This is a genomic window from Pseudoduganella sp. jia 12 (assembly GCF_055502675.1).
This window is the reverse complement of the sequence record NZ_JBUXKP010000003.1, coordinates 412,126-439,095: the sequence shown is the minus strand read 5'-3', so window position 1 is coordinate 439,095 and position 26,970 is coordinate 412,126. Positions and strand designations below refer to the sequence as shown.

The 26,970-nt window shown below is 67.6% G+C and carries 28 protein-coding genes; 15 read left to right on the top strand and 13 right to left on the bottom strand.

Translation table 11 applies throughout. The annotated features are described in order from the left end of the window. Positions 1–53: 53 nt before the first annotated feature. Both ACY65G_RS08050 and ACY65G_RS08045 read right to left on the bottom strand, forming a co-directional pair. On the bottom strand, positions 54–473 hold the full coding sequence (locus ACY65G_RS08050) for a GFA family protein (RefSeq protein ID WP_464996835.1): 420 nt from the start codon (positions 471–473) through the stop codon (positions 54–56). Between the two features lie 10 nt (positions 474–483). After that, the gene (locus ACY65G_RS08045) at positions 484–954 is read right to left on the bottom strand and encodes a YfbM family protein (protein ID WP_464996834.1); all 471 of its coding nucleotides are present in this window, start codon (positions 952–954) and stop codon (positions 484–486) included. Positions 955–1,141: 187 nt separating this feature from the next. On the opposite strand from ACY65G_RS08045, the gene ACY65G_RS08040 reads away from it, so the two are divergent. The 7 genes from ACY65G_RS08040 to mnhG are packed head-to-tail and all read left to right on the top strand — an operon-like array spanning position 1,142 to position 8,128. Next, the gene (locus ACY65G_RS08040) at positions 1,142–2,026 is read left to right on the top strand and encodes a universal stress protein (protein ID WP_464997061.1); all 885 of its coding nucleotides are present in this window, start codon (positions 1,142–1,144) and stop codon (positions 2,024–2,026) included. A gap of 45 nt (positions 2,027–2,071) precedes the next feature. Then, entirely contained in the window at positions 2,072–4,996 is a 2,925-nt protein-coding gene (locus ACY65G_RS08035; protein ID WP_464996833.1) for a monovalent cation/H+ antiporter subunit A, read from the top strand. Next, positions 4,996–5,340 (top strand): Na+/H+ antiporter subunit C, encoded by a 345-nt coding sequence (locus ACY65G_RS08030; protein ID WP_464996832.1) that lies wholly within the window; start codon positions 4,996–4,998, stop codon positions 5,338–5,340. The genes ACY65G_RS08035 and ACY65G_RS08030 overlap by 1 nt, the downstream gene beginning before the upstream one ends. Continuing rightward, on the top strand, positions 5,337–6,956 hold the full coding sequence (locus ACY65G_RS08025) for a monovalent cation/H+ antiporter subunit D (protein ID WP_464996831.1): 1,620 nt from the start codon (positions 5,337–5,339) through the stop codon (positions 6,954–6,956). Before ACY65G_RS08030 ends, ACY65G_RS08025 begins: the two co-directional genes overlap by 4 nt. Then, positions 6,953–7,471, top strand: a complete 519-nt coding sequence (locus ACY65G_RS08020) for a Na+/H+ antiporter subunit E (protein ID WP_464996830.1) — start codon at positions 6,953–6,955, stop codon at positions 7,469–7,471. The genes ACY65G_RS08025 and ACY65G_RS08020 overlap by 4 nt, the downstream gene beginning before the upstream one ends. Next, positions 7,455–7,733, top strand: coding sequence for a K+/H+ antiporter subunit F (locus ACY65G_RS08015; protein ID WP_464996829.1), 279 nt, complete (start codon positions 7,455–7,457; stop codon positions 7,731–7,733). The genes ACY65G_RS08020 and ACY65G_RS08015 overlap by 17 nt, the downstream gene beginning before the upstream one ends. Continuing rightward, positions 7,730–8,128, top strand: a complete 399-nt coding sequence (gene mnhG / locus ACY65G_RS08010) for a monovalent cation/H(+) antiporter subunit G (protein ID WP_464996828.1) — start codon at positions 7,730–7,732, stop codon at positions 8,126–8,128. Before ACY65G_RS08015 ends, mnhG begins: the two co-directional genes overlap by 4 nt. Positions 8,129–8,437: 309 nt before the next feature. On the opposite strand, the gene ACY65G_RS08005 is transcribed toward mnhG, so the two are convergent. Then, on the bottom strand, positions 8,438–9,439 hold the full coding sequence (locus ACY65G_RS08005) for an EthD domain-containing protein (protein ID WP_464996827.1): 1,002 nt from the start codon (positions 9,437–9,439) through the stop codon (positions 8,438–8,440). A gap of 371 nt (positions 9,440–9,810) precedes the next feature. Here ACY65G_RS08005 and ACY65G_RS08000 point away from each other — a divergent pair, with 371 nt between their 5' ends. Then, positions 9,811–12,519, top strand: coding sequence for a TonB-dependent receptor (locus ACY65G_RS08000; protein WP_464996826.1), 2,709 nt, complete (start codon positions 9,811–9,813; stop codon positions 12,517–12,519). Positions 12,520–12,718: 199 nt separating this feature from the next. Next, entirely contained in the window at positions 12,719–13,732 is a 1,014-nt protein-coding gene (locus tag ACY65G_RS07995) for an extracellular catalytic domain type 1 short-chain-length polyhydroxyalkanoate depolymerase (protein WP_464996825.1), read from the top strand. A 12-nt stretch (positions 13,733–13,744) separates the two neighbouring features. Here ACY65G_RS07995 and ACY65G_RS07990 read toward each other — a convergent pair whose 3' ends face one another. From ACY65G_RS07990 to ACY65G_RS07975, 4 genes are all read right to left on the bottom strand, one after another. Then, complete coding sequence (locus ACY65G_RS07990) at positions 13,745–14,917, bottom strand: sensor histidine kinase (RefSeq protein ID WP_464996824.1); 1,173 nt, start codon at positions 14,915–14,917, stop codon at positions 13,745–13,747. Positions 14,918–14,951: 34 nt separating this feature from the next. Continuing rightward, on the bottom strand, positions 14,952–15,266 hold the full coding sequence (locus ACY65G_RS07985; protein WP_464996823.1) for a sensor histidine kinase: 315 nt from the start codon (positions 15,264–15,266) through the stop codon (positions 14,952–14,954). A 103-nt stretch (positions 15,267–15,369) separates the two neighbouring features. Further along, positions 15,370–16,809 (bottom strand): heavy metal sensor histidine kinase, encoded by a 1,440-nt coding sequence (locus ACY65G_RS07980; RefSeq protein ID WP_464996822.1) that lies wholly within the window; start codon positions 16,807–16,809, stop codon positions 15,370–15,372. Continuing rightward, positions 16,779–17,501 carry a heavy metal response regulator transcription factor gene (locus ACY65G_RS07975; protein WP_464996821.1) on the bottom strand — a complete coding sequence of 241 codons (723 nt, stop codon included), beginning with the start codon at positions 17,499–17,501 and terminating at the stop codon, positions 16,779–16,781. The genes ACY65G_RS07980 and ACY65G_RS07975 overlap by 31 nt, the downstream gene beginning before the upstream one ends. 168 nt (positions 17,502–17,669) lie before the next feature. Between ACY65G_RS07975 and ACY65G_RS07970 the strand changes: the two genes are divergently transcribed. The 3 genes from ACY65G_RS07970 (at position 17,670) to ACY65G_RS07960 (ending at position 19,488) form a co-directional block, all read left to right on the top strand. Continuing rightward, positions 17,670–18,173: a GlcG/HbpS family heme-binding protein gene (locus tag ACY65G_RS07970; RefSeq protein WP_464996820.1), complete on the top strand. Its 504-nt coding sequence runs from the start codon at positions 17,670–17,672 to the stop codon at positions 18,171–18,173. A gap of 31 nt (positions 18,174–18,204) precedes the next feature. Beyond that, positions 18,205–18,630: a hydroxyisourate hydrolase gene (uraH, locus tag ACY65G_RS07965; protein ID WP_464996819.1), complete on the top strand. Its 426-nt coding sequence runs from the start codon at positions 18,205–18,207 to the stop codon at positions 18,628–18,630. 105 nt (positions 18,631–18,735) lie between these two features. Continuing rightward, complete coding sequence (locus ACY65G_RS07960; RefSeq protein WP_464996818.1) at positions 18,736–19,488, top strand: DUF2243 domain-containing protein; 753 nt, start codon at positions 18,736–18,738, stop codon at positions 19,486–19,488. A 38-nt stretch (positions 19,489–19,526) separates the two neighbouring features. Here ACY65G_RS07960 and ACY65G_RS07955 read toward each other — a convergent pair whose 3' ends face one another. Then, on the bottom strand, positions 19,527–19,883 hold the full coding sequence (locus ACY65G_RS07955; RefSeq protein ID WP_464996817.1) for a response regulator: 357 nt from the start codon (positions 19,881–19,883) through the stop codon (positions 19,527–19,529). After that, complete coding sequence (locus ACY65G_RS07950; protein WP_464996816.1) at positions 19,880–21,022, bottom strand: ATP-binding protein; 1,143 nt, start codon at positions 21,020–21,022, stop codon at positions 19,880–19,882. Before ACY65G_RS07950 ends, ACY65G_RS07955 begins: the two co-directional genes overlap by 4 nt. 365 nt (positions 21,023–21,387) lie before the next feature. Here ACY65G_RS07950 and ACY65G_RS07945 point away from each other — a divergent pair, with 365 nt between their 5' ends. Beyond that, complete coding sequence (locus ACY65G_RS07945; RefSeq protein ID WP_130185255.1) at positions 21,388–21,597, top strand: cold-shock protein; 210 nt, start codon at positions 21,388–21,390, stop codon at positions 21,595–21,597. Between the two features lie 138 nt (positions 21,598–21,735). Here ACY65G_RS07945 and ACY65G_RS07940 read toward each other — a convergent pair whose 3' ends face one another. Beyond that, positions 21,736–22,668 (bottom strand): AraC family transcriptional regulator, encoded by a 933-nt coding sequence (locus ACY65G_RS07940; protein WP_464996815.1) that lies wholly within the window; start codon positions 22,666–22,668, stop codon positions 21,736–21,738. A gap of 113 nt (positions 22,669–22,781) precedes the next feature. Here ACY65G_RS07940 and ACY65G_RS07935 point away from each other — a divergent pair, with 113 nt between their 5' ends. Both ACY65G_RS07935 and ACY65G_RS07930 read left to right on the top strand, forming a co-directional pair. Next, positions 22,782–23,519: an SDR family oxidoreductase gene (locus tag ACY65G_RS07935; protein WP_464996814.1), complete on the top strand. Its 738-nt coding sequence runs from the start codon at positions 22,782–22,784 to the stop codon at positions 23,517–23,519. A 74-nt stretch (positions 23,520–23,593) separates the two neighbouring features. Next, positions 23,594–25,324, top strand: coding sequence for an FAD-dependent oxidoreductase (locus ACY65G_RS07930; RefSeq protein ID WP_464996813.1), 1,731 nt, complete (start codon positions 23,594–23,596; stop codon positions 25,322–25,324). 128 nt (positions 25,325–25,452) lie between these two features. On the opposite strand, the gene ACY65G_RS07925 is transcribed toward ACY65G_RS07930, so the two are convergent. The 3 genes from ACY65G_RS07925 to ACY65G_RS07915 form a co-directional block, all read right to left on the bottom strand. After that, on the bottom strand, positions 25,453–25,641 hold the full coding sequence (locus ACY65G_RS07925) for a hypothetical protein (protein WP_464996812.1): 189 nt from the start codon (positions 25,639–25,641) through the stop codon (positions 25,453–25,455). 143 nt (positions 25,642–25,784) lie between these two features. Next, positions 25,785–26,516 (bottom strand): glutathione S-transferase family protein, encoded by a 732-nt coding sequence (locus ACY65G_RS07920; RefSeq protein ID WP_464996811.1) that lies wholly within the window; start codon positions 26,514–26,516, stop codon positions 25,785–25,787. Beyond that, a complete protein-coding gene (locus ACY65G_RS07915; RefSeq protein WP_464997060.1) occupies positions 26,513–26,773 on the bottom strand; it encodes an ArsR/SmtB family transcription factor in 261 nt (86 codons plus the stop codon). Before ACY65G_RS07915 ends, ACY65G_RS07920 begins: the two co-directional genes overlap by 4 nt. Between the last annotated feature and the right edge of the window lie 197 nt (positions 26,774–26,970).

Sequence of the window (26,970 nt, the reverse complement as noted above, 5' to 3'; positions counted from 1 at the left end):
CAGCCGGATAGCGAGCGAGGGATGCTTCATGGTGGCTGTTCCCTGCACGGACCTCACAGATGGTGAATGTGCAGCGGCGGCGTTTCCCAGTTGTCGTTCCTGCCGTCGAGATACGTGATGGGAGCACTGGCCAGTTCTTCCGGTGTTGCGTCGTCCAGGCACGTCACGTTGACGGCGTAGAAGTCGCCCCAGCGCGGCGACCGGCCGATGACGAACGGCCGCACGCCGCAGTGCCGGCAGAACAGGTGCCGGTCCCGTTTCGTGCCGAACCGGTAGGTGGTGAGCTCATCGGCACCCGCGAGCAGCCGGAAGGCCGCCGGCTGCACGATGGCCGGCCAGAACCGCACCTTCGTGCAGATCGAGCAGTTGCAGCGCAGCGTGCCCTGGCCCAGGTCGATGTCGGCTTCGAAGCGCACCGCTCCGCAATGGCAGCTGCCGTGGTAGGTCTTCACTGCCGTCGAGGTATCCACCAACCTGTAGATCCTAGCCCAGCCAGGTGATGACGGCATGCCCCTGCGCGACGGCATTGCGGTAGAACGCGCGCACTTCCTGCAGGTGCTCCATCAGGTAATCGAGCGCTTCGTCGCCTTCGTCCCAGATGTTCGGGTAGATCTCGTCCATCGCTTCGGGATCGAAGTGGGCGCGCAGTTCGTCGTCCGTCGCGGCCTCCAGCGCCGCCGCGATCGCGGGCACGTCGGCCGCGTCGGTGGCCATCGCCGGGCCGTAGCCGAGATCTTCCTCGCCGACCGGCGCGCGGCCGAACACCACGTTGTCCAGCGGCCCGTCGCCGGGCACCACCTTCCCGGTCAACAGGAAGTGGATGCCGTGCCAGGCCTTTTCCACGTCCACGTCATCTTCCTCGTGCGTAGTGAACAGCGCTTCCGGTACCAGCTCCGGGTCGGCGCGCAGCGCATCGAGTTCGCCCTGCGGCACGGCGAGAAAATGGCCTATCATCGACATATCGGTCCCTGGGTAGCAGGGGCGGCGCGCCCCGTCGTGACTGCAGAGCATAACAAAATGCAAACCGGGAAAATGCGCGCATTGTCACGGCGCCGGCCTAACGCGTGGTCATTCATTGCCGGAAACCGCTACAGTATCGGCACTTGCCACCTGTTGAGCAACGGAAAATTACGTGAACGACATGACCGACCATCCACAGCCGCGGCGCCTGCTGCTCGCCTCGGACCTGACCGCACGCTGCGACCGCCCGCTCGATCGCGCGAAGCAGCTGGCCATCGAATGGCGGGCCGAACTCACCGTGCTCGTGGTCCAGCAGGGCCCGAGCACGCCGGAGGAAGTCTCGGCCTGGCTCGATGGCGGCAGCACCGGCCATGCGTTCGCGCCGGCCGCGCGCGCCGAGCTGGCCGAGGAATTCGCCGGCTCGGGTGTCATGCCGGCCCTGCAGGTGCTGGAAGGCGATGTCACGGCCGGCATCCTCGATGCCGCCGGCACGTTCGCCGATGCGCTCGTCGTCATCGGCGCCCCCACCTTCTCGCAAGCCCCCGTCCAGCAATTGATCCTGGGTTCCACCGCCGCGCGCCTGGCGCAGGACCTGGCGCATCCGCTGCTCGTGGTGCGGCAGCGCACCCGCGGCAGCTATGTCCGCATCCTGGTGGCGAACGATTTTTCCGAGGCTTCGCGCCGGGCACTTGCCACGGCACTGCGCCTCTTCCCCGACCGCACGGTCACGCTGTTCCACGTGATGGAGGAGGGTGCGAACGGGCCGGCCGATGCGCCCGCCACCACCCTGCACGCAGCGCAGGAAAGGAGCGAGCGGTTCCTCGAAGGCTGCGCGCTGGCCGCCGGCGAGCGCCAGCGCATCCGCGCCGTGGCGGGCCAGGGCCTCGTGACCGAAGCCATCACGCGCCACGTCGTGGAGGAAGCGGTCGGGCTCGTGGTGCTTGGCGTGCACCGCCAGTCCACGGTGGCGCGCGTGTTCATGGGCAGCAGGAGCGAAGACCTGCTGCAGCAGCTGCCGTGCGATGCGCTGCTGGTGCGCGCACCGGAGGAGGTGGGCGATGGCTGACGCGCCGGCGCGATCGGGCGCGCGTCGCCCGGCGGAGGGCTGACAATGCTCCTGCTGCTGCTCCTGCTGCCCTTCGCCGCGGCCCTGATAACGGCCTGCATGCCCGGCGGCTCGCGCGACCGGCCCGCCGCCGTGGCGGGCATCGCCACCCTCGTCGCGCTGGTGCTTGCCGCCAGCCAGTTCGGCGCGATCGCCGATGGCGCGGTGCCCACGATGCGCTTCGCGTGGCTGCCCGCGTTCGGTCTCGAGATCATCCTGCGCATGGATGGCCTGGCCTGGGTGTTCACCTTGCTGGTGCTGGGCATCGGCCTGCTGGTGCTGCTGTATGCGCGCTATTACCTGTCGCGGCGCGACCCGGCCCACCGCTTCTACGCGTGCGTGATGGCGTTCATGGGGGCCATGCTGGGCGTGGTCCTGTCCGGCAACCTGATCCAGCTCGTGGTGTTCTGGGAACTGACGAGCGCCACGTCTTTCCTGCTGATCGGCTACTGGCAGGAGCGCAACGATGCGCGGCGCGGCGCGCGCATGGCTTTCACCGTCACGACCATCGGCGGCCTGTGCCTGCTGGCCGGCGTGCTGCTGCTCGGCCATATCGCCGGCAGCTACGAGCTGGAAAAGGTGCTTGCCGCCGGCAACACGATCCGCGCGCATGGCTGGTATGTGCCGGCCCTGGTGCTCGTCGCGCTGGGCGCGCTGACGAAAAGCGCGCAGTTCCCCTTCCACTTCTGGTTGCCGCACGCGATGGCGGCGCCCACGCCGGTATCGAGCTACCTGCACTCGGCCACGATGGTCAAGGCCGGCATCTTCCTGCTGATCCGGCTGTGGCCCGCGCTGGCCGGAACCGCGGAATGGACATGGATCCTCGGCACCGCGGGCGTCTGCACGCTGCTGCTGGGTTCCTGGTTCGCCATCTTCCAGTGGGACATGAAGGGCTTGCTGGCCTATTCCACGATCAGCCACCTCGGCCTGATCACGGTGCTGCTCAGCATCGGCACGCCGCTGTCGGTCGTCGCCGCCATTTTCCACACGATGAACCATGCCGTGTTCAAGGCATCGCTGTTCATGGCCGTGGGCATCGTCGACCATGAAACGGGCACGCGCGACATGCGGGTGCTGCGTGGCCTGCGGCAAGCCATGCCGCATACGGCGGCGCTGGCGGTGGTGGCCAGCGCCGCCATGGCCGGCGTGCCGCTGATGAACGGCTTCCTGTCCAAGGAAATGTTCTTTGCCGAGACGATGATCGTGGGCGGTAGCGACAACTGGTGGATGTCGTATGCGGCCGTGCTGATGGGGCTGTTCAGCGTGGTGTATTCGCTGCGCTTCATCAGCGTGTTCTTCGGGCCGCCGGCGCATGGCCTGCCGTCCGAACCGCACGAGCCGGCGCGCTGGATGCGCGCGCCGATCGAACTGCTCGTGCTGCTGTGTATCGCCGTGGGCGTCATGCCGGAACGGGTGGTCGGCGACATCCTCGCGGTGGCCGCGCGGTCGGTGCTTGGGCCTACGGTCCCCGACTACGATCTCGCCATCTGGCATGGCGTGAACCTGCCGCTGCTGATGAGCTTCGTGGCGCTGGGCGGCGGCGTGGCCATCTACCTGCTGATGCGCAAGCGCTTCCGGCTGGCCGAGCGGAGCCGCGTGCCCGTGCTGCACCACGTGAAAGGCGCACAGCTGTATGAAAACGTGATGCTGGGGATTTCGCAGGGCGCCGCGCGGCTGGTGGCGCTGGCCGGCACGCGCCGCCTGCAGCCCCAGTTGCGGGCATTGATGGCGGCCTTCGTGGCCGTGCCTCTGCTGCTGGCGTGGCCGGTGGCCGGGCTGCCGCTGCCGGCGCTGGGCGGCGCCGACCCGCTGCTGGGCCTGCTCTGGCTGATCGGGGCCGGATGCGCGCTGGCCGCCGCCTGGCAGGCCAAGTACCACCGGCTGGCGGCGCTGGCGCTGGTGGGCGGCACCGGGATGGTGACGAGCGTGACGTTCCTGTGGCTGTCCGCGCCCGACCTGGCGCTGACGCAGCTGATGGTGGAAACCGTGACGACCGTGCTGATCCTGCTCGGCCTGCGCTGGCTGCCGCCACGGCACCAGCCGGCGCACCTGACCGGGCGCGCTCCGCCGAGAACCCAGCTGCGGCGCGCGCGCGACGCGGCCATCGCCATTGCCGGCGGCCTGGCGCTGGCGGCGGCCAGCTACGCCGTGCTCACGCGGCCCGGCGTGCCGAGCATCCGCGATTTCTTCGTGCAGCGCGCGTTGTCCGAGGGCGGGGGCGCCAACGTCGTCAACGTGCTGCTGGTCGATTTCCGCGGCTTCGACACGATGGGGGAAATTACCGTGCTGTCGGCGGTGGCGCTCACCGTGTACGCGCTGCTGCGCCGGTTCCGCCCGGCGCCGGAAAGCATCGCCATCCCGATGCAGCAGGCCAGCGACGTCGACCCGGCGATCGGCCAGCGGCCGGGGCAGCAGGCGCGCGACGGCTACCTGATGATCCAGGCCGTATACCTGCGCTTCCTGCTGCCCGTGATGGGCGTGATCGCCGTGTATTTCTTCATGCGCGGCCATAACCTGCCGGGCGGCGGCTTCGTGGCCGGCCTGATCTTCGCGACCACGCTGATCGTGCAATACATGGTGGCCGGCACCGACTGGGTGGAATCGCGCCTGCGCCTGCGGCCGCACCGCTGGATCGGCTGGGGCCTCGTGTGTGCCTGCGGCACGGGCCTGGGAGCGTGGCTGTTCGGCTACCCGTTCCTCACCAGCCACACGGCGCACGTCACGCTGCCCGTGCTGGGCCAGCTGCACGTGCCGTCGGCCTTCCTGTTCGACCTGGGCGTGTTCCTCGTGGTGGTGGGCACCACGATGCTGATCCTCGTGGCGCTGGCCCACCAGTCGCTGCGCAGCCGCCGCGCGCCGCACGAGGCGGTACGCGCCGCCGAATCTTCCACGACGCCTGTCGCCATCCCGCCACCGAAGGAGATCCAGTAATGGAAACCGTACTTGCCCTCGGCATCGGCATCGTCTTCGGCGCGGGCATCTGGCTCGTGCTGCGGCCACGCACCTTTCAGGTGCTGATCGGCCTGATGCTCATGTCGTATGCCGTCAACCTGTTCATTTTCGCGATGGGACGCCTGGCCGTGGACCGGCCGCCGCTCACGCCGGCGGGCACGTTGCCCGATCCCGCGGCGCTGGCCGATCCGGTGCCGCAGGCGCTGGTGCTGACGGCGATCGTGATCGGCTTCGCCACCACCGCGCTGTACCTGGTGGTGATGATCGGCGCACGCGGCCTGGCCGGCACCGACCACGTGGATGGCGAGGAGCCCGGCGAATGAGTGTTGCGTGGACCCAGCACCTCGTGGTGGTGCCGATCCTGCTGCCGCTGCTGTGCGGCGCGGCGCTGGCGCCGCTCACGCAGGGCTGGCACCGGCTGAAATTCGCCGTGGCCTATGGCTCGGCGCTGGCGCTGCTGGCCAATGCGCTGGCGCTGGCGGCGCTGGTCGACGGCAGCTGGCCCGACGGCATCGGCGTCTACCTGGCGGCCAACTGGGCGGCGCCGTTCGGCATCGCGCTGGTGGCCGACCGGCTGTCCGCCTGCATGCTCGTGCTGACGGCCGTGCTGGCGCTGGCCGCGCTGCATTACGCGCAGCCGCGCTGGAGCCGCATCGGCGTGCACTACCACTCGCTGTTCCAGTTCCTGCTGATGGGCATCAACGGCGCCTTCCTCACGCACGACCTGTTCAACCTGTTCGTGTTCTTCGAGGTGATGCTGGCCGCATCGTACGGCCTCGTGCTGCACGGCTATAACGTGGAACGGCTGCGCGCCAGCCTGCAGTACATCGCCGTGAACCTGGTGGCCGCGCTGTTCTTCCTCATCGGCACGGCACTGCTCTATGCCACGACGGGCACGCTGAACATGGCCGACATGGCCGGGCGCGTGGCCGCGCTGGCCCCGGGGGACATCGGCTTGCTGCAGGTCGGCGTCGCCGTGCTGGCGCTGGCCTTCCTCGTGAAGGCGGCCATGTGGCCGCTGGGCTTCTGGCTGCCGACCACGTACGCGGCCGCGTCGCCGCCGGTCGCCGTCATGCTGGTGCTGATGACGAAGGTGGGCGCCTACGTGATCCTGCGCCTGTGGCTCCTCGTGTTCGGCGCCGGCGCCGGCGCGGCTTCCTATTATGGCTACGACGCGCTGCTGTGGGGCGGCATGGCGACGATCGTGTACGGCGCGGCCGGCATGCTCGCCACCGACACGGCCGGCCGGCTGGCGGGATACGGTGCCATCGTGTCGTCCGGCACGCTGCTGGCCGTGGTCGGCTATGGCCAGCCGTCGCTCGTGACCGCCGGGCTGTATTACTTCATCGCGTCCACCATCGCCATCGCGGCGTTCGTGCTGCTGATCGAACTGGTCGACCGCATCCGCACGCCGGGTGCGGCGATGCTGGCGCTGACGGCCGAAGCCTTCGCTGTCGAGGACACGCCGGCCGAACCGAAGGGCAGGGGCGTGCCCGCGGCGATGGCCTTCCTGTCGCTGGCGTTCGCTGCCTGCGCGCTGACGATCGCCGGGCTGCCGCCGCTGTCGGGCTTCGTCGCCAAGTTCGGCATGTTCCATGCGCTGGTCAATACGGCGCCGGATGCGGCGCCGATCGGCGCCACCGGCTGGACGCTGATGGCGCTGGTGTTCGTTTCCGGCCTGGCCGCGATCATCTCGTTGCTGCGCTTCGGCGTGCGCACGTTCTGGGCCACGGAAACGGTGGGACAGCCCACGCTGCACGCCGCCGAGGTGGCGCCGGTGGCGGCGCTGCTGGCGGTATCGGTGCTGCTGACGGTGCAGGCGCAGCCGGTGTTCGACTACCTGGCACGCGCGAGCGCCGACATCCACCGCCCGGCGCTGTACATCGACCGCGTGCGGGCCACGCAGCCCGTCGCCGGCCCGGCCGCGGAGGCACCATGACGCGCTGGCTGCCGTTCCCGGTCGTGTCGCTGGCGCTGTGCGCCGTGTGGCTGCTGCTCAACCAGGCCGTCGATCCGGCCAACCTGCTGTTCGGCGCGGCGCTCGGCATTGCCGTGCCGCTGCTGGCACGCCGGCTGCAGCCCCTGGGCTACCCCCGGCTGCGCAAGCCGTTCGTGTTCGCGCGGCTCATCGGCATGGCGACGGTGGAGATCGTCCGCTCGTGCTTCGGCGTGTGCCGGGTCATCCTGTTCAAGGATTACGCCAGCGTGAATTCGCAGTTCATCCGCGTGCCGCTGGCGATGCGCGACCCCTACGGGCTGGCGATGCTGTCCTGCCTGATCAACATGACGCCCGGCACGGTGTGGGTGGAAATCCTGCCGGGGCGGCACGAACTGGCGCTGCATGTGTTCGACCTGAACGACGAGGCGTGGTGGCTGGAAACAATCAGGACCCGCTACGAGCAGCCGCTGATGGAGATCTTTGAAACGGAGGACAACGATGGAAACCCTGCTTGAACTGGCGATCGCCTATGCGCTCGTCTGCGTGCTGGTGGCGATGGCATTGTGCGCCGTGCGCCTGCTGGTCGGCCCCGCCGCCCACGACCGCGTGCTGGCGCTCGATACGTTGTGGATGTGCGGCATGCTGCTGGCGATCGTGCTGGGCATCCGCTTCGGCACCCAGGTGTATTTCGAGGTGGCGATCCTCGTCGCGCTGGTGGGCTTCGCGTCGACGGTCGCGATGGCGAAGTTCCTGATGCGCGGGGAGATCATCGAATGACCGGCATCGAACACCTGCCCGGCTGGGCCGCGCTGCCGGTGGCGCTGCTGCTGGTGGTGGGCGCCACCATCATCCTCATCGGCTCGCTCGGCCTGCTGCGCCTGCGCACGTTCTACCAGCGCATCCACGGCCCCGCCATCACCGTCACGCTGGGGGCGGGCTGCCTGCTGCTCGCGTCGATGCTGTACTTCACGGTGGCGCAATCGCGCCTGGTGATCCACGAGATCATCATCACCGTGTTCATCCTGCTGACCGCCCCCGTGGTGGCCATGACGATCATGCGGGCCGCCGTGTACCGCGACCTGCGGGCCCGCAAGGGCGAGTCCGGCGTGACGGCAGGCGACATCTACACGCTCACCGACGGCCCGGACGAGGGCCGCGGCGAGCCGCGCTAGCGTTGCCGGCAGCGCTTCATATGCCAAGCGGCAAACTGTTTCCTAAAACCGGGGTCAGGAAGGAGTGGTGACCTGGAGGTCACCACCGCTACGCCGGCAAGGAGCAGTGCTCCTTGAAGCTGCGGCCCTGCATGGCCGCATCGTTCCTCAGGCCTGGAGCAGGCTCCAGGAAACCCCTGCGTCACTCCCGGCTACGCCCCCGGTTTTAGGAAACATGGGCGAAATCAACGGCTTGCGTAATTCATTCTGTTGTTGAACTAGTTGTAAGACAACAGGTAATTGCATGGTTGGGATGGCTTTCCTTAGTGCCTATCGCCACGCGGTTGCCAGTTCCGGCACGAGGCGGTTGATCACGCTGTAGTTGATGCCGGTCCACCACTCGGACCCTTCGCCCAGCAGCGCGCTTTCCGCCGCTTCGATGGCGGCATGGTCGGCGCTGACGAGGTAGTCCTCCACATCGTTGAGCGAGGCGAACGACAGCACGGAGACCGCATCGATCCTGCTGCCCTCGGGATCCTCCTGCGTGGAGCCGATGTTGTGGAGCTGCGCGTAGCGGCGCACGAACTCGCGCGTTGCCGGTTGCGCCATCACGAGCGGGGCGTGCTCGTCCAGCATGCGGCGCTGGAATTCGTCCCGCGACAGGCCGGGCGCGCGCATGTGGATCCTGACCAGGCTGACCGGATCGCGGTGCCGCGCGCTGGCGATCAGGATGTACTCGCGCGTGATCTCGCGGGTGACCATGCGGAACGCCACCTGCTCGTCGGCGACGATGCGTTCCTTGAACTTTTCCTGCTTCAGCGTGTTCTCGATATCGGCTTCGTCGGCATAGGCGATGTAGGCAAAGCCATCCCACCGGGGCCGGCGCAGGGGAGGGACGTGCCGCTCGGGATCCGATGGCAGGCGGCCGTCATCGTCCACCATTGCGCGGTAGGGCGGCGGGAATGCCGACGAAGGCCCCGAGGCGATGCGGTGCACCTGGTCGTAGCGCAGCACCAGCGCCGACGAGCTGCCCGGCTCGTCCCAGGCGAACTTCGGGCCGTGCACCTTGCGCCAGTACTCGTCCCAGTGCTCGAACGCCAGGTTCGGATCGGACTCGAGCGCCAGCGCGTGCGGCCGCCAGTTCGGAAAATGGACCTCGTGGCCATGCCGGCTCTTCGACGCGCCCGGATCCTGCGGCCGCTCGCCGCGCGGCGTGTCGTCGACGCGGCTGACGAAGGTCGGCGTGACGATCAGCGGGCGGGTGGTCGACGTGACGGTCGCGCCCAGCGGCGGCCGGTGGAGGTTGTCGGCGCGATCGAACTCGGTGCTCATCTGGATTCTCCTCTGTGAATACGGTGAACCGGGGATTGTCCGCCGTCGCCCCGGCCGCACGATTGGCGCCCCGCGACGAAAAGTGCGCCCACTCACGCTCGACGCATAAAACATCGCTGCCAATGTGTTGCCAAAATTCGGGGACTGTCCCCGGTTTTAGGAAACATATGGGAAATCAGCGGCTTATGCGGTTCTCTCCATTGTTGGGCTGGTTGTAAAACAACAGTGACTTGCAATGTTGAGATATTAATACCGATATCGTTATGGAACTAAAATCAATTGGCTTTGCATCGTCATGACGTTCTAACATCCTTGCAGGCCGCGCGCAGCCGTGGCGATAACGATAAATAAAACCGTCAGGAGACGACACCGTGAATCACCCGTATCCGGGCCGCGCGAGCGACGCCCGCAGGAATCCCTTTGCCTTGAAAATCGTCGTGGCGGCGTTGGCCGGTGCCGGGCTGCTGGCCGGTGCGCCGGCGGTGCACGCGCAGGACGCGCAGGTGGCCGCGGAGAAGGAGCAGGAGGAGGGGCTGAAAGCGCAGCCCGTCAATGCCGTCATCGTGACCGGCGTGCGCCGCGCGGCGCAGAGTGCGCAGGCCATCAAGCGCAATTCCGACGAGGTGGTCGATTCGATCGTGGCGGAAGAAGCGGGCAAGTTCCCCGACAAGAACGTGGCCGAGATCCTGGGCCGCGTGACGGGCGTGCAGATCCGCCGCGAGTTCGGCGAAGCCAATTCCGTGATCGTGCGCGGCCTGCCGGGCCTGGCGACGCTGCTCAACGGCCGCGAAGTGTTCACGTCCAGCGGCCGCAACCTGTACCTGGCCGACATACCGACCACGATGCTGCAGCGGATCGACGTCTACAAGACCCAGGGCGCCGAGATGGTGGAGGGCGGCACGGCAGGCGTGATCGACGTGCGCACGTCGCGCCCGTTCGACTTCAAGGGCTTTACGGCCAACCTGAACGGGCGCGTGGAGCACCGCGACAAGTCCGATACCAACGATCCGCAGGTGTCCGGCATGCTGTCGAACCGCTGGAAGGGCGCGTTCGGCGAGGTGGGCGTATTGGCCGGCCTGTCCTACCAGAAGGGCAACTACCACGATGAAGTGACGTGGAACTCGCCACCCGAGCACCCGGTGGCCGGCAACCGCACCGTCACCGGTCCGTTCGACCTGGGCCACGTGAACTACCAGGGCGAGCGCATGCGCTATGCCGCCAACTGGGCCGTGCAATGGCGCCCGGTGCGCGAGGTGGAGCTGTTCGCCGAAGGGTGGTCCACCCGTATCGACCACGATGCCCAGCGCCAGTTCTTCACCGGCCACGTGGGCTGGAATGCCCAGCCGTGGACGCCGAGCGGCGGCGTGGACTGGGGTGCCGGGCAGTACACGAATCCCACCTATACGCTGTTCCCGGGCACGAACCAGATCGACAGCGTGACCGCCACGAAACCCGCCGGCAACTACCACTTCTTCGCCGCCAGCGGCAGCCAGGCGCCGCGCGACGATTCCGAAGGCCACCAGGGCGCGATCGGCGCCCGCTGGGACATCACGCCGAAATTGCGGCTCACCGGCGAGCTGGCGCGCACCATCAGCCGCTGGAAACAGGAGATGCCGATCATGGAACTGCTGGCGGACCCGCAGACCATCACGGCGCGCACCTATGTCAACGGCGGCGCGTGGTTCGATTATCCGGGCACGGACATGATGAGCCCGAACAGCTACCGCCTCGGCGCCCTGACCGACAACTGGTCCGGCTCGCGCGGCCAGTCCACCGACTGGCGAGCCGATGCCACGTACGACAACGGCGAGGACAGCTTCTTCCGCGAGTTCTCCACCGGCGTGCGCGTCGCTTCGCGCAAGGCGTCGTATCAGCACGAAAGCAACAACTTCGTGCCGGCGCATGAAAACCTGCCGGCCGTCGGCGCCCTCCCGGTCGGGGCGATCTGCCCGTCGATGCCGCTGTCCGAGAACTACGGCATGAACCAGTGGCTGACGGTGTGCGACGACTACATGCATGCCAACATCGACCAGATCCGCAAGATGTACCTGCGCGACGGCAGGACGGAACCGTGGCCCTATTCGCTGTACCGCAACACGGAAGACACCACGGCGTTCTATGCCAAGACCAGGTTCGGCTTCGCCGTCGGCGGCATTCCCGTGGAAGGCACGGCGGGCGTGCGCTACGTGAAGACGGAGCTGGACGTGAACGGTTTCTCCAATGTGCAGAACAACCCGATCCCGGCACACCGCAACACGTCCGACAACGACATCCTGCCCAACCTGACGATGAAGGCGCTGCTGACGAAAGACCTGATCGGCCGCTTCAACGCCGGCAAGGCGATCCAGCGCCCCAACTTCGGCGACTTCAATCCCGGCGAATCGCTGGGCACGGCGCCGAACAGCCAGGGCATCTACGAAGGCAACGGCGGCAACCCCGACCTGAAGCCGGTGGTCGGCAAGAACTACGACGTGGCGCTGGAATGGTACTTCGCACCCACCGGCAGCCTGACCACCACGCTGTTCAGGCACGATTTCGAGAACTACATCGTGCGCCGCCTCGGCATGGAAACCATCGGCGGCCAGGAATACCGGATGGACCGCCCGCGCAACGTCAGCGAAGGCCAGCTGAAGGGCATCGAGATCGGCTACCGGCAGTTCTACGATTTCCTGCCGGGCTGGCTGGGCGGCTTCGGCCTGGAGGCGAACTACACCTACATGGAGGGCTACCTGCTGGAGGAGGGCAAGCGCAATCCGTTCACGGGCATGTCGAAGAACGCCTACAACATCGTGGCCCTGTACGAGCGCGGCCCCTGGTCGGCACGTCTGGCCTACAACCACCGCAGCCAGTTCGTCGATGCCTACAACTACCGCGGCCTGGGCTTCAACCTGGTGGTCGAGCCGATCAAGACGGCCGACGCATCGCTGTCCTACCGCATCAACGAGAACATGGGCATCACGCTGGACGTGGAGAACATCACCGACCGCACGTACAACGATTACCACGGCATCGCCAGCAATCCGCGAGACGTGCGCCGCTACGACCAGGTGGTGGGGCTGACGCTGAGGTGGCGCATGTAACCGGAAACGTCGACGGGGCCCGCGCCGCGGTGCGTCGCCCCGGCAGCCAAGGCCAACAGGAAAGTCAAGTCATCGTCAGCGCCGTCACGGGTGAATGTCCTACGTGGTCGTAGGCAATCTTCCATCTCGCGACCCTCCGGCAAGCGGTAGAGTAAACAAAAACATGCAGGAGACCCACCCTCAACGAACGGAGTCTTCAATGATACAAACTTTCTGCGAGCAATGGACTCGGCTGGCCTTCATGCCGGCATTCCTCCCCCTGAACGGACTTTACGAGGCAGCCAACCCGGGCGGTGACGGCACCGCATCCGGACGCACCGCGGTATCCCGCTTCATCAACCGCACGTTCGATACGCCGCACGGCTCGCTGGGCTACAAGCTCTTCATTCCTGCATCCTTCAACGAAAAGGCATCGGCACTGGTGGTCATGCTGCACGGCTACAGCCAGAGCGCGGACGATTTTGCCAGCGGCACCGACATGAACGCCCACGCCGAGGAGGCGGGCTGCCTGGTCATGTATCCGGAGCAGACCCAGTTCGGCATGCCCGGCGGCTGCTGGAACTGGTTCGATGCGGCGCACCGGCAGCGCGGCCATGGCGAGGCGGCGCTGATCGCGGAAGCGGCGCGCCAGGCTGCCGGCGAATATGGCGTACCGGCGGACAAGGTTTTCGTTGCCGGCATGTCGGCGGGCGGTGCGATGGCCGTGGTGCTCGGGTGCGCCTATCCCGACGTCTTTTCCGCCGTGGGCTGCCACTCCGGGCTGCCGCATGGCTGTGCCGACGATACCGCCACGGCGCTGCAGGTGATGCGCGACGGCGCATTCTCCGGAGCGGCCGCGCCGATGCAAAGCGCCGTGCCGGTCATCGTTTTCCATGGCGACGACGACCAGACCGTCCATGTCGCCAACGGGCATACGGTGATCGAACATTCGCTGGGCGCGCTGTGTCCGGCAGCCCAGCCGAACGGCGCCAGGGGCGTCATGGTGATGAAGGAATCCGGCACCGCGCGCGGGCGCGACTTTACCCGGGTGGTCCATCGCAGCGTCGACGGCGGGGTACTGGCCGAGCAATGGGTGATCCATGGCGCGGGCCACACCTGGTCCGGCGGCAATGCGCGGGGCAGCTATACCGATGAAAAGGGCCCGTCCGCCAGCGCGGAGATGCTGCGCTTCTTCCGGGAAGTCGGCGATGTCGGTTATGCCGCCGCGGCATAGCAGGCTGCTTCGTCAGCCGCTGCCGGCTCCCTGTGTTTCGCGCGCGGGAGCGGCGCAGTTGGCGGCGTGCCGCAGGAATGGGCGGCAATCGACCGGCACGTCGACCGTGAAGGTCGTGCCGGCTTCCTCGGAACTGTCGACCGACACGCTGCCGCCGTGGGCTTCGGCCACGTCGCGCACGAACGGCAGGCCGATGCCCCAGCCCACGGTGCCCGGGCCGCCGTAGCGGAACAGGTAGCCGAAGATGCGCTCGCGCCGGTCTTCGGGAATCGCGGGCCCCGTGTTGTGGACCGACAGCGACAGCCGGCCCCGCGCGGTGGCCACCATGATCCGCACCTCGCCGCCGGTACCATACTTGACGGCGTTCGTGACCAGGTTCTCCAGGGCGCGGCGCATGGCCGGCGCGCTCCAGTGGCCCGTTACGCCGCCGCCGAGAACGGTGAACGGGCCGCCGCCGTGTTCGCCGAATTGCCGGGCCACCTCGCTGGCCAGTTCATGCATGTCGAAGGCCGACAGTGCCAGCGGCGGCAGTTGCGCGCGCTGCACGGTCAGCGCGTCGAGCAGTTCGCCCATCATCGATTCGAGCCGCGTGGCATGGCGGCGGATCTTGTCGGCGGAGCGCCGCGCCAGCGCCATGTCGTTGGTGAGGGCAACGAGCTGGGCGCCGGTGGCGATGACGGCCAGCGGCGCGCGCATGTCGTGCGACAGGGCGGCCGCCACGCGCCGGCGCAGCGCCTCGTGCGTGGCGGCGAATTCGCGCAGCGACTCGCAGGCGGCGATCTCGATGGAGCGCGCGATCGTGGCCCACACGCCGGGTGGCCATACCACGCCGCGTGCCTGGGCCACGTCGCGGATGGCGTCGCGGAAAAGCTGATATTCGCGCAAGACCTCCTCGGGGCCGAAGCACGTCAACCGTGCGCGTTCGCTGCCATGCGACATGGCCGCCGTGGTGTACTGGGTCGCCGTTTCGCGCGGCCGGCCGGGGCTGATGGCTTCGGCCAGGTTGTCATACAGGCTGGGAAGGTTATCGGTCAGTGCCGGGCCGAGAAGCTCGGCGGCGCCCTTGATCTGCGCCCGGACCAGGCTTTCCCAATGGTCGAGAACGGCTTCCCGTATCGACAGGAGTTCCCTTGCCTCACGCGACAGCCCGTCGCCGTCGTGATCCTGATCGGTAGCCTGTGTCATCGCACATCCATGGTCGGTCCGGCTGTGCGCCGGATCAGGCGTGGGAACCGGCGTGCCCCGCCGGAAGGTTATTGTTGGATATTAACCCGAAATCACCCGCTGCGCAGCAGTGTGCGGTGCGGCTGCGGAATGGGGCGACGACGCCGTGGCGCCTAGGCGGCGGCGAGGAGAACAGCTCGAAGATGGCGCCGAGCTGGTCGCGGGGGATGCCGGAACCGGTGTCGCGCACGCGCACGACGGCGCGGCCATCCTCTACCGTGGCGGCGATGGCGACCGAACCGCCGTCGGGCGTGTACTCGGCGGCATTGTGCAGGAGATTGCCGAATACCTGGGCCAGCAGGTGGGCCACCTGGCGGTTCAGGACCGCCGAGCTTTTGGCGATCGGCGATCCCGCGGGCGCTGCCTTCTGAACGAAACCGGAGGCCCTGCGGGATCAGCATCAGCTGCGCGGATCAGGATTGCAAAGTGGCCGCCTCGCGGCCCTTGGGGAAGGCCAGCGTGAAGCGGACCCGCGGACCGTCGGCCCGCACCGTGGCCGACCCGCCGTGCAGTGCCATGATGGCGCCGGTGATCGACAGGCCGAGCCCCGCCGACCCGCCGGCATCGCCCCGTGCCGAGTCGGCCCGGTAGAAGCGCTCGAACAGGTGCGGCAGGTGCTCGGGCGCGATCGGCGCCCCGGTGTTCTCGACGCCCAGTTCCACCGCGCCTTCGGCGGCCTGGGCGCTCAGCACGATGGTGGACCCTTCGTCGGCATGGCGCACCGCGTTCGATATGAGGTTGGCCAGCGCGCGCCGCAGCAGGGCCGGATCGGCGTGCACCACGCCCGCGCCGGTGCAGGCCAGGCGCAGCCCGCGCTCCTCGGCCATGCCTTCGAAGAAGCCGGCCACTTTCGCCAGTTCGTCGGCCGCCTGCAGCGGGCGGCGTTCCGGCAGCACTTCGTCCTGCTGCGCACGGGCCAGGAACAGCATGCTTTCGATCATCCGCGCCAGCCGTTCCAGTTCTTCGACATTCGATGCCACGAGGTTTTCGTATTCGGCGGCGGTGCGCGGCTGCGCCAGCATCACCTGGCTTTGCCCGAGCAGGTTGGCGACGGGCGTGCGGAACTCGTGCGCCAGGTCGGTGGAAAACCCGGAAAGGCGCGCATAGCCCTCCTGCAGCCGTGCCAGCATGGCGTTCAGCGCATCGACCAGCGGCAGCAGTTCGGACGGGGCGCCGGCGGGATCCAGGCGCTGCGCCAGCGTGCCGGGCCGCACCAGCGCCGCGTGCGCGGCCACCGCCCGCAGCGGCCGCAGTCCGCGCCGCAGGACCAGCGCGGCGCACAATGCTGCGGCCAGGGCGCTGAGGGCGGCCGCGCCGGCGATCCGGCCGCGGTATCGCGCGAACAGCGCGCTGCGTTCCGCATACAGGCGGGCGACGACGACCGTCACGGTGCGTTCGCCCACGCGCGCGGTGCCGGCCACGGCCCGGCCGGGATCGCCGCGGCTGCCGGTCCAGTCGACGATCGCCGCGCGATCCGGCGCGGTGCCGGCAACGGGCGGCACCGGATAGCGCTCGCGGCCGGCGTTGATGTCGGCCAGCACGGCGCCATCCGGCGCGATGAAGCGCACCAGCGAATTTTCCTGGCCGCTCATCGTGTCGCGGAACAGGCCCGGCTGCGAATCGAGCAGGCCCGCCGCGCCGGGGCGGCCCAGCAGGAGCTGGATCTGCCGCAGCTTGCCCAGCAGCGCGATATCGTCGCGCCGTTCGATTTCGGCCACGAAGGACGCGTACAGGTAAGTGCCGAGCCCCGCCGCGGCCAGCGCGACGATCAGCATGAACAGCGCGGTGACGCGCACCGCCAGCGAATGGCGCCAGCGAGCCGTCACGGGCCGGCCGCCGGTTCGGGCTTGCATGGTTCGGGCTCGCATGGGTCCCGCTCGCATACATACCCCATGCCGCGCCGCGTGTGGATCAGCTTTTGCGGGAACGGATCGTCGATCTTGCGGCGCAGCCGGCGCACGGCCGCGTCGATCACGTTGGTGTCGCTGTCGAAGTTCATGTCCCATACCTGCGAGGCGATCAGCGCGCGCGACAGCACCTGGCCCTGGCGCCGCGCCAGCAGGTGCAGCAGCGCGAATTCCTGGGCCGTCAGCACGATCGCCGTGCCGGCGCGGCGCACGCGGCGCCGGATCACGTCGATCTCCAGGTCGGCGATGCGGATCATCTCTTCCTCGCGCACCGGGCCGCGCCGCAGCAGCGTGCGGATGCGGGCCACCAGTTCCACGAACGCGAACGGCTTGACGAGGTAATCGTCGGCCCCCAGTTCCAGGCCGCGCACGCGGTCGTGCACCTCGTCGCGCGCCGTCAGGAACAGCACGGGCACCTGCTCGGTTCCCGGATCGGCGCGCAGCGCTTCGAGCACCTGCCAGCCGTCCATGCGGGGCAGCATCACGTCGAGCACCACCAGTTCGATATCGCCTTCGCGCGCGATGGCCAGGCCGTCGCGCCCGTCGCGCGCGAGCCGCACGGCGAAGCCCGATTCGGCCAGGCCGCGCTGCAGGTAGTCGCCGGTTTTCGGCTCGTCTTCGATCACGAGGATGGTCATGGTTGTGGCGCCCGGGGCGCCTGAAGCGCCTAAAGCATCCATTCTATGCCGGTTGGCGGCGCGCGAACATGACAGGATTGTCATCCGGCGGTCATGCTGGCGTGGTGGCGCGCCCGCCACAATGGCAGCCAATACCTCATCGACCACCCACACACCATGCGAAACCCGATGCCGAAACCGACCGCTCATCTCCTTGCGCTGCTTGCCATGCTGGCGGCGCTGCCAGCCGGCGCCCAGGTGCGCCAGCAGGGCGACCTCACGCTGGAAACCGCGAACCGCCTGGTGGCCAGCGCCCTCGATGCCTGCCGGCGCCAGGACCGGGCGATCGTCGCCACGGTGCTCGACCGCGGCGGCAACCTGCTGGCGCTGCAGCGCACCGAAACGGTGGGCCCGCACAACACCGAGGCGAGCCGCCGCAAGGCCTACACGGCCCTGTCGACACGCACCGCCACGCTGGACCTCGCCCGCGCCGCCGCGGCCAACCCCGATGCGCGCAACCTCGCCTCGATGCCCGAACTGCTGTTGCTTGGCGGCGGCGTGCCGGTCATGGCGGCAGGGCAGGTCGTGGGGGCGATCGGCGTCGCCGGCGGGGGCGGTGCCACCAATGACCATGCCTGCGCGCTGGCCGCCATCCGCGCCGTCGATGGCCTCGACCGGCCCGCCGCACCCTGACATCCACCACTTTCATTTCACGGAGAACACCATGCCTCAAGCCACCATCCACCAGCTCAAACAGATCCTTCTCGCCTGCGCCCTGGCCGGCGCCACATCCTTTGCCGCGGCGGCGCAAAACCCGCTCAGCGTCCACGTGCTCGACCTGCAAAGCGGCCAGCCCACGGCCGGCGTGCGCGTCACGCTGGAGCAGCGCGCCGGGGAAGGGTGGCGCGCGCTCGCCGCCGGCGTCACCAACGCACAGGGCCGCATCGCCGCCCTGTACCCGGAAGACAAGGCGATGGCGGCCGGCGACTACCGCATCGTGTTCGAGACCGGCGAGCATTACGCGCGGCTGAAGCAGGACACGTTCTTCCCGCGCATTCCGGTCGAGTTCCGGGTCGGCGGCACCGCCCAGCACTACCACGTGCCATTGCTGCTCAGTCCTTTCGGTTATTCGACGTATCGGGGCAACTGACGGCGATGGCAGTACCGGCGGCATCCGCCGCCACCGTGCGCCACCCGATTTCCGGCCTTTCTATACTCGCCACTCCCTGTCATCGCAAACGAACGGAGTTGCCCGATGCTGAAATCGCCGTGGATGAAGTGGACTATCGTGCTGGGCATCGCCCTGGGCGGATTTTTCGACGGGATCCTGCTGCACCAGGTGCTGCAGTGGCACCATTTGCTGAGCCTCGTGCCGGGCATGGACGACCTGCGGCTGCAGGTGATGTGGGACGGCTACTTCCACGTGTTCATGTACGTGCTGGCGCTGCTCGGCATCTACGGGCTGTGGCGGGCGCGTCGCCGTGGCATGGCTGCGCCCGGCACCACGGCGCTGGCGGCGGCGCTGCTGCTGGGCTTCGGTATCTGGCACGTGCTGGATACGGTGTTGTCGCACTGGGTGCTGCGCATCCACCGCGTTCGTGTCGACAGCCCCGAGCCGCTGTTCTGGGACGTGCTATGGCTCGTGCTGTTCGGGCTCGTGCCGCTGGCGCTCGGGGCCTGGCTGCGCAAGCGCCCGCCGGGTACGGGCAATCCGAAGGTCACCATTTCCACGCTGGCCATCGCCGTCACCGTGGCCGGCGGCTGGGCATTGCGCGAACCGCCGGGGCAGCAGTTCACGGCCGTCGTCTTCGCGCCCGGCACCACGCCGGCGCAGGTGTTCCGCGCGCTCGACGCCGCCGATGCGCGCCTCGTCTGGACGGATCGGCCGATGGGCGTGGTGCTTGTTTCCGTGCCGAAGGAGCAGCGCTGGCGCTTCTACCGGCATGGCGCCGTGCTCGTGGGCGGGACCGGCCTGCCGGCAGGCTGCATCGGGTGGAGCCGGGTGTAGCGGCGGATGGCAGGGTGTGGCCAGGATGGCCAGGGACGTCATCCGCGCAGCAGCCGGACCACCGTGTCGATCGTGTAGGGCTTGCTCACGAAGAGGCAGTTGCTGTCCATGCCCGCCAGCAGCGCCGGCGACGTGTACCCCGACGTGAGCACGATCTTCATGCCGGGATGGCTTCGGGCGACCGTGGCGGCCAGCTCGAGCCCGGTTTTGCCGGGCATCATGATGTCCGAGAACAGCGCGTCGATCGCGCCGCCGCTATCGAGCACCTGCAATGCCTCGGCCGCCGAATAGGCGACCCGTACCGCGAAGCCGTGGTTCGCCAGCAATGCCTCGGCCAGGTCGGCCAGTTCGCGTTCGTCGTCGACGACGAGCACCGTGAGCGCCCCGGCGGTCACGAATTGCCCCCTACCGTGCCCGCCGGCCGTGCACCGCCCGGCCAGCGTGGCATCGTCACGGTGAAGGTGGTGCCGTCGGCCGCATTCGAGACCACGCCCACCTGCCCGCCATGGGCGAGGGCGATCTCGCGCGAGATGAACAGGCCGATGCCCAGGCTGGTGCGTTCGGCGTCTTCATCGTCATGGCAGGCGCTGGCAGCGATCCGCACCATGGGATCGAAAATGCTGGCGATCTTGTCCGGGGGGATCGCCGGCCCGCGGTTGTTGATAACGATCGATATCTCGCCATCGTTGTCAGTGACACCGATCGCTACCGGCGCATCCTCGCTGCCATACTGCAGCGCATTGCCGATGAGGTTCGACAGCATCTGGGCAACGCGGCCTTCATCGAATACCGCTTCGAGCCGGTGCGGCGCGCGCAATGCGATATCGCGCCGCGGGTGGGCGGTGCGCAGTTCATTGGCCACCTGGGTGCAGAGGGCCGCCAGGTCGCCCTCGCCGGCCCGGACTGGGATGCCGGGGCCGAGATGGGTGCGCGTGAAATCGATCAGGTCATTAATGAGCCTGCTCATGCGCCTGGCGCTGTCGAACATGCGCCTGGCGACGAGCACATATTTCGGCGGCACATCGGCGCCCTGCATGATGATGCTCGAGCCGCTGACCAGCGTGCCCAGGGGATTGCGCAAGTCGTGGCCGAGGATCGCCAGGAACATGTTCTGCGATTGCTTGACCAGGCTCTGGTACCGGGCGACCGACTCGGCAAGCGTCTGGTCGACGGCCTCGTTGAAGCGCATCATGTCGACCATGACCGTGCCCGAGCAGTCGCCCACCCTGGCCGCCCACAGCGCCAGCACGCTGGCACGCAGCGCACGGTATTCGGACACGAGCTGCACGACGGTATAGCCGGACAACAGGCGGGCCTCGGCGTGGACCTCGGCGGCCGTGTCGCCTTTGCCGCGCTTGCCGTTGCCGATGGACTTGGCCGCGGACTCGACGTCGGACTGTTCGGTTTCGAGATCGTCGGCGAACACGAGCAGCATCTGGCGAGCATGGTCGCGCAGGTCGTTGTCGGTCATGGTGAGGGCGGGCGGTTCGATGGTACGCGCGAAATCTTCCCACGCCTGCAGGATCGGTTCCATATTGTCGCGTATGAAAACGGCGAGTCGGGGGTGTGCCATGAAGATACTGCCTTATTTGAGCCGCGGCTTTGCAAGATTCGCATCGACCGGGTATCCGATAATATCAGCTATGCGGTGAAAATAATTTCCTGGCGGAAGATTGCACGGTAATGAAAATAAATCCGAAATAATTAGGTATTCATCGCAAAGTCCTGTATCGTTTGTCTGGCACTGAATCAAGTCGTTGTTATTGTTGGTCTTTCTCTCCCGTCTAGCCAATCCGGTTTTCCGTTTGGCGGTCCCGTTTGATTTCCTCCGTTATTCCTCTTGGTCAACCGTGCATACCGGGCGTCTTTGCCCATGCAATATTTAAAGGACTAAATAAAATGACTACTCAAACCGGCACCGTAAAATGGTTCAACGATTCCAAGGGCTTCGGCTTCATTACGCCTGATGCTGGCGGCGGCGACCTGTTCGCGCACTTCCAGGACATCCAGTCGGAAGGCTTCAAGAGCCTGTCCGAAAACCAGCGTGTGTCGTTCGAACGCTCGACCGGCCCGAAGGGCGAGAAAGCCGGCAATATCCGCGCGATCTGATCGGCCGGACCGGCACTCGCGGCCCGCACCACGCAGATAGCGTGGGCGCCGCCGCGATGCCAGGCCCGCAATGCAAAAGCCCACCGCAAGGTGGGCTTTTGCATTGCGGGCCATGAACGCACAGGCACGCCGCCGGCGCTACGGCATCGCGGCATGTCCGTTCGCCGGCTGCGCCGGCAGCTGCACCAGCGCATTCTTCATTTCGGCCGCCTCGTGCGCGGGCGTGCGGCCGAAGAAGCGCTTGAATTCGCGGCTGAACTGGGAGCTGCTTTCATAGCCCACGCGGTGGCAGGCGGTGGCCGCGCTCAGGCCATCCTGCACCATCAGCAGCCGTGCCTTGTGCAGGCGTGTCGTCTTCAGGTACTGGATCGGGGTCGTTTGCGTGACGGCCTTGAAATGCGCATGGAAGGCGGCCAGGCTCATGCCCGCCTCGCCAGCCAGCGTGCCCACGTCGATGGGCCGGTCGTAACTCGCATGGATGCGCCGCAGCGCCTTGCCGATCTTGCCGAAATGACTTTGCTGCGTGAGCGCGGCGTGGATGGCGCCACCCTGCGGGCCGACGAGCACCCGGTACAGCAGTTCGCGCACGATGCCCGGGCCCAGGATGGCCGCCTCGGTCTCCGATTGCAGCGCCTCCAGCAGCCGCAGCAGCGTATCGCTCATCCGCTCGTCGAGTGGCGTGGACACGATGCCGGCGGGCGGCGCGGCGCGCTGGCGGTGCCGCTCTTCCAGCGCCAGCACCAGTTCGGCGGCCACCTTCAGGTCGATCGGCACGGACACGGCCAGCATCGGTTCGGCGGGACTGGCCTCGGTCTCGGACTCGAACGGCAGCGGCACGGACAGCACCAGGTAGTGGTGGGCGTCGTAGACATAGCCCTGGCCGCCGGTGAACCCGCGCTTGCGGCCCTGGCACACGATGACGATGCAGGGGTCGTACATGACGGGCGTGCGCGCGATGCTCTCGTTGGCGCGCATGAATTTCAGGCCGGGCAGGGCCGACAGCGTATAGCCTTCGTGAGGCGCCAGCCGTTCGAGCAGGCTGACGATGCGGCGTTGGCGCGAATCGTTCATGGATAAAAGCGTGCGGGTTTGGAGAATCGTGCAATCGGCAAATATTAATCGATATTTTTCGTTTCGCCAGCGGCCGGCATACTCCTTCCATCGCAACGAACAAGGAGAACACCATGAATGCAGCAGAACGGAAAGTCGTCCTGATCACCGGCGCCAGCAGCGGCATCGGCGAGGCCACGGCCACCCATCTTGCCGCCCGCGGCATGCACGTGGTCCTGGGAGCGCGCCGCGCCGGGCGGCTGGAGGAACTGGCCGCCCGCATCGACGCCGAAGGCGGTTCGGCGACGGTCCGCGAGCTCGATGTGACAAGCCTGGAAAGCATGCAGGCGTTCGTCGATTTCGCCCTCGAACGCCATGGCCGCGTGGACGTCATCGTCAACAACGCCGGCGTGATGCCGCTGTCGAAGCTCGAGGCGCTCAAGGTCGACGAATGGAACCGCATGATCGACGTGAACGTGCGCGGCGTGCTGCACGGCATCGCCGCCACGCTGCCGGTGATGCAGCGGCAGCGGAGCGGGCAGATCATCAACATGGCGTCGATCGGCGCCTACACGGTCAGCCCCACGGCCGCCGTGTATTGCGCCACCAAATTCGCCGTCGCGGCGATCTCGGAAGGATTGCGCCAGGAAGTGGGCGGCGATATCCGCGTTACCGTGGTGTCGCCGGGCGTGGTGGAATCGGAGCTGGCCGAGTCGATCTCCGACCCGGGCGGGCGCGAGGAGATGCGCGCCTTCCGGCGGATCGCCATCAAGCCCGAGGCGATCGCCCGCACGATCCACTTCGCGATCGAACAGCCGGCCGACGTGGACGTCAGCGAGATCATCGTGCGCCCTACCGCCAGCCCGTACTAATGACCAGCGCGGCGGCGCTGAACAGTGCGCGCCATCCGCTACACTGCCGGTATCCGCATCCAACTGGAGCCAGCATGGCAGACCGGCAGTCGAACTCTCCGCAATTCACGCCCGAAGCGAGCCGCGACGAGCAGGTGCCCGCGATCGCAGCCTCCATCGAGCAGCGCCGGCACCAGATCTTTCCGGTGCTGGCGGAACACGAAATCAGGCGCCTCATGCGCTTCGGCAGCGTGCGCACCTACGACGATGGCGTGCGCATCCTCGAGGCGGGCTTCACGCCGTTCGGCATGGTGCTGGTACTCGCGGGCCGCATGGCGGCGCACCGCTACGACGGACTGGGGAACTCGGCCCTGATCGTCGAGCATGGTCCGGGCGAATTCACGGCCGAGGTATCGCAGCTGGCTGGACGGCCGTCGCTGGTGAACGTGACGGCGGTGGGCCGCGTGGAAGCGCTCGTCATCCCGGCCGACCAGTTGCGCGCCCTCGTGATTGCGGAGGCGGAACTGGGCGAGCGCATCGTGCGGGCGCTGATCCTGCGCCGCGTGAACCTGATCGACTCCGGTTCGGGCGGCCCCGTGCTGGTCGGCCCGCCGGGGCACCCGAACGTGTTCCACCTGCAAAGCTTTTTGACAGCGAACGGCTACCCGCACACGATGCTCGATCCGCGCGAGGATGGCGATGCGCAGGCGCTGTGCGAGCACTACCAGCCCACGGGGGAAGACTGGCCATTGGTCGTGTGCCCGGACGGCAGCGTGAAGATGAACCCGTCCAATGCCGACATGGGCCGCTGCCTGGGCATGCTGCCGGAACTCCCGGCTGGCAAGGTGTGGGACGTGATCGTCGTCGGCGCCGGGCCTGCCGGCCTGGCGACAGCCGTGTATGCGGCATCGGAAGGGCTGTCCGTGCTGGCGCTGGAGCAGCGCGCGTTCGGCGGGCAGGCGGCGGCCAGCGCGCGCATCGAGAACTACCTGGGTTTCCCTACGGGGATCTCGGGCGGCGCGCTGGCCGGCCGCGCCTACGTGCAGGCGATGAAGTTCGGCGTGGAGGTGGCCATTCCGATGGCGGCGGCGCACCTGGCATGCGACGCGTCGCCGCTGGCGATCGAGCTTGCCGATGACCGGCGAGTGCTGGGCCGCACCGTCGTGCTGTCCTGCGGCGCCCGCTATCGCCGCCCGTCGCTTGCCAACATCAAGCAGTTCGAAGGCCGCGGCATCTACTACTGGGCGTCGCGCATCGAGGCGAACCTGTGTGCCGGCGCCGAGGTGATCCTCGTCGGCGGCGGCAACTCGGCGGGGCAGGCGGCGGTATTCCTGTCGGCCCATGCGGCGAACGTGCACATGCTGGTGCGCGGCGACGGCCTGAAGGCCACCATGTCGACTTACCTGATCGAGCGCATCCGCGCCACGCCGAACATCGAGATCCACCCGCACACGGAAATCGTGGCGCTGGAAGGCGACGACGAAGGCCTGAAATCGGTCCGCTGGCGCAACAACCGCTCGCTCGGCGAAAAGGAGTGCGAAGTGTGCAGGGTGTTCCTGTTCATCGGCGCCGACCCGAACACGGACTGGCTGGGCGACTGCGGCGTGGAAGTCGATGCGCAGGGCTTCATCCGCACCGGCGCCGCGGTAACGGCACCGGCCGCAGGAGGAGGCGAAGGCGCACGCGCGGCGCTGGAAACAAGCGTGCCGGGCGTGTTCGCCATCGGCGACGTGCGGTCGGGGTCGACGAAGCGCGTGGCGGCCGGCGTGGGCGAGGGCGCCCAGGTGGTGGCGCAGATCCACGACCACCTGGCGGCAAGCCGCTAGCGCCGCGCAATCACTCGGCCCCGCTTTCATGGCCGAGCGTGTTGCCCGGCGATGCATCCATGCCGCCGTGCACGCGCTCCACAGGAAGCGCAGGCCGGGTGCCGACAGGCGGTGGCCTGACCAGGCGGTCACGACTTCCTGACTGGAGCGCCCATGAACAGTACGCGTGCAATCACGTCTTCAGGGACGCCCTGGCTGCAGAGCAGGGACTTCAGGTACTCGGAATTGTTTTCATTATGCAGAGCCAGCGCGGCATTCACATACGCGGCCTGGACGTAATTCTTTCGCCTGCAGACGTAGGCAAGAGCGGGGAACATGGCTTCTTCTCCTGTGGAATCACAGTGGCGCGGAGAAGAGGCGTTAATTCACTTCGCGGAACGTGTAGATGCATCGACCTTAGCACGTTTGGCCGTTCGCCGCCGGTTTACCGTCTGCTACCGGCCGGCTTTCGAAGGAGAGACTATGTGCCGGGGCCGAGGTGATTCTCGTCGTCGGCAGCAATTTCCTGTTGTGCGAGTTCGCTGTAGCGCATGTCCGCAGGCGTGTGGCGGCCGATCTCGGCCTTCTGGTCTTCCTCGGCCCGAACGTGTGCGGGGCGGGCGAGGATCGAGCGATGCCAGGCGTCGAGCGCCGGCAGCTCGTCGAGCAGCGCGAGCCGGTCGGCAATCTTGAGGATGGAGCCGATCATCAGGTCGGCGACGGTGAAGTCATCGCCCACGAACCAGTCGCGCCCGCCGCGCGCCTGCTCGAGCATCGCCAGCCGCTCTTTCGCCTCCCGCACGACGGCCGGACGCCTGGCATTTTTCACCTGTTCGTCGTCCATGAAGTACGCCACCTCGGCCACGTTGAACAGCAGGGGTTCGATCGAGTTCAGGCCGGCAATCACCCATTGCAGCGCGGCGGCGCGTTCGGGTGTGTTCTCTGCGCCGATGCATCGGCCGGCGCGCATGGCGACGTCGAGCACGATCGCGCCGCTCTCGAAGACGGGCGGCCGGCCATCCTCCTGCAGCACGGGCAACTGGCCGAAGGGCTGCAGCGAATCGATATAGCCGGCCGATTTCATGGTCGGCGCATCCACGAGCCTTACCTCATAGGGCCAGCCGACTTCGTTGAGGATCCAGCGCACGCGGTGGTCGCGTACCTGGCCGGCGGCGAACGGCGGTGCCCATTTCATTGCGGTGACGATGATCATGAGATGTCCTCGGGGTAGATGTCGGCGCGTTGCAGCCACGCCATCGCCTCGGCCATGGCGGCCGGCCGCAGCGTCACGGTGACGGTGCGGCCGGTCTTGTGCCGGGACACCAGCGCGGCACGCTCCAGCACGCTCAAGTGCTTGGGCACGGTCGGCATCGCCAGCGGCAACGGTGCCGCCAGTTCGCTTACCGTGAGCGACCGCGCATTCGACAGCCGCTGCAGCATGGCCCGCCGGGATGGATCGCCGGGATGGATCGCCGGGATGGATCACCCAATGCACGGTAGATCGTGTCGAGCCTGTCCGTTTGCATACTTCACTATAGGGTGAAGTATTTGGCTTTTTCAAGGCGAAATTGTGCCAGGGCGCGAGAAGTCCGGGGGGGCGAGTCGGATCGGCCTTACCTGCTCGCCACGCACGGAGGCGGCAGTAGCGGGCCGCTGCTCAGCCAATT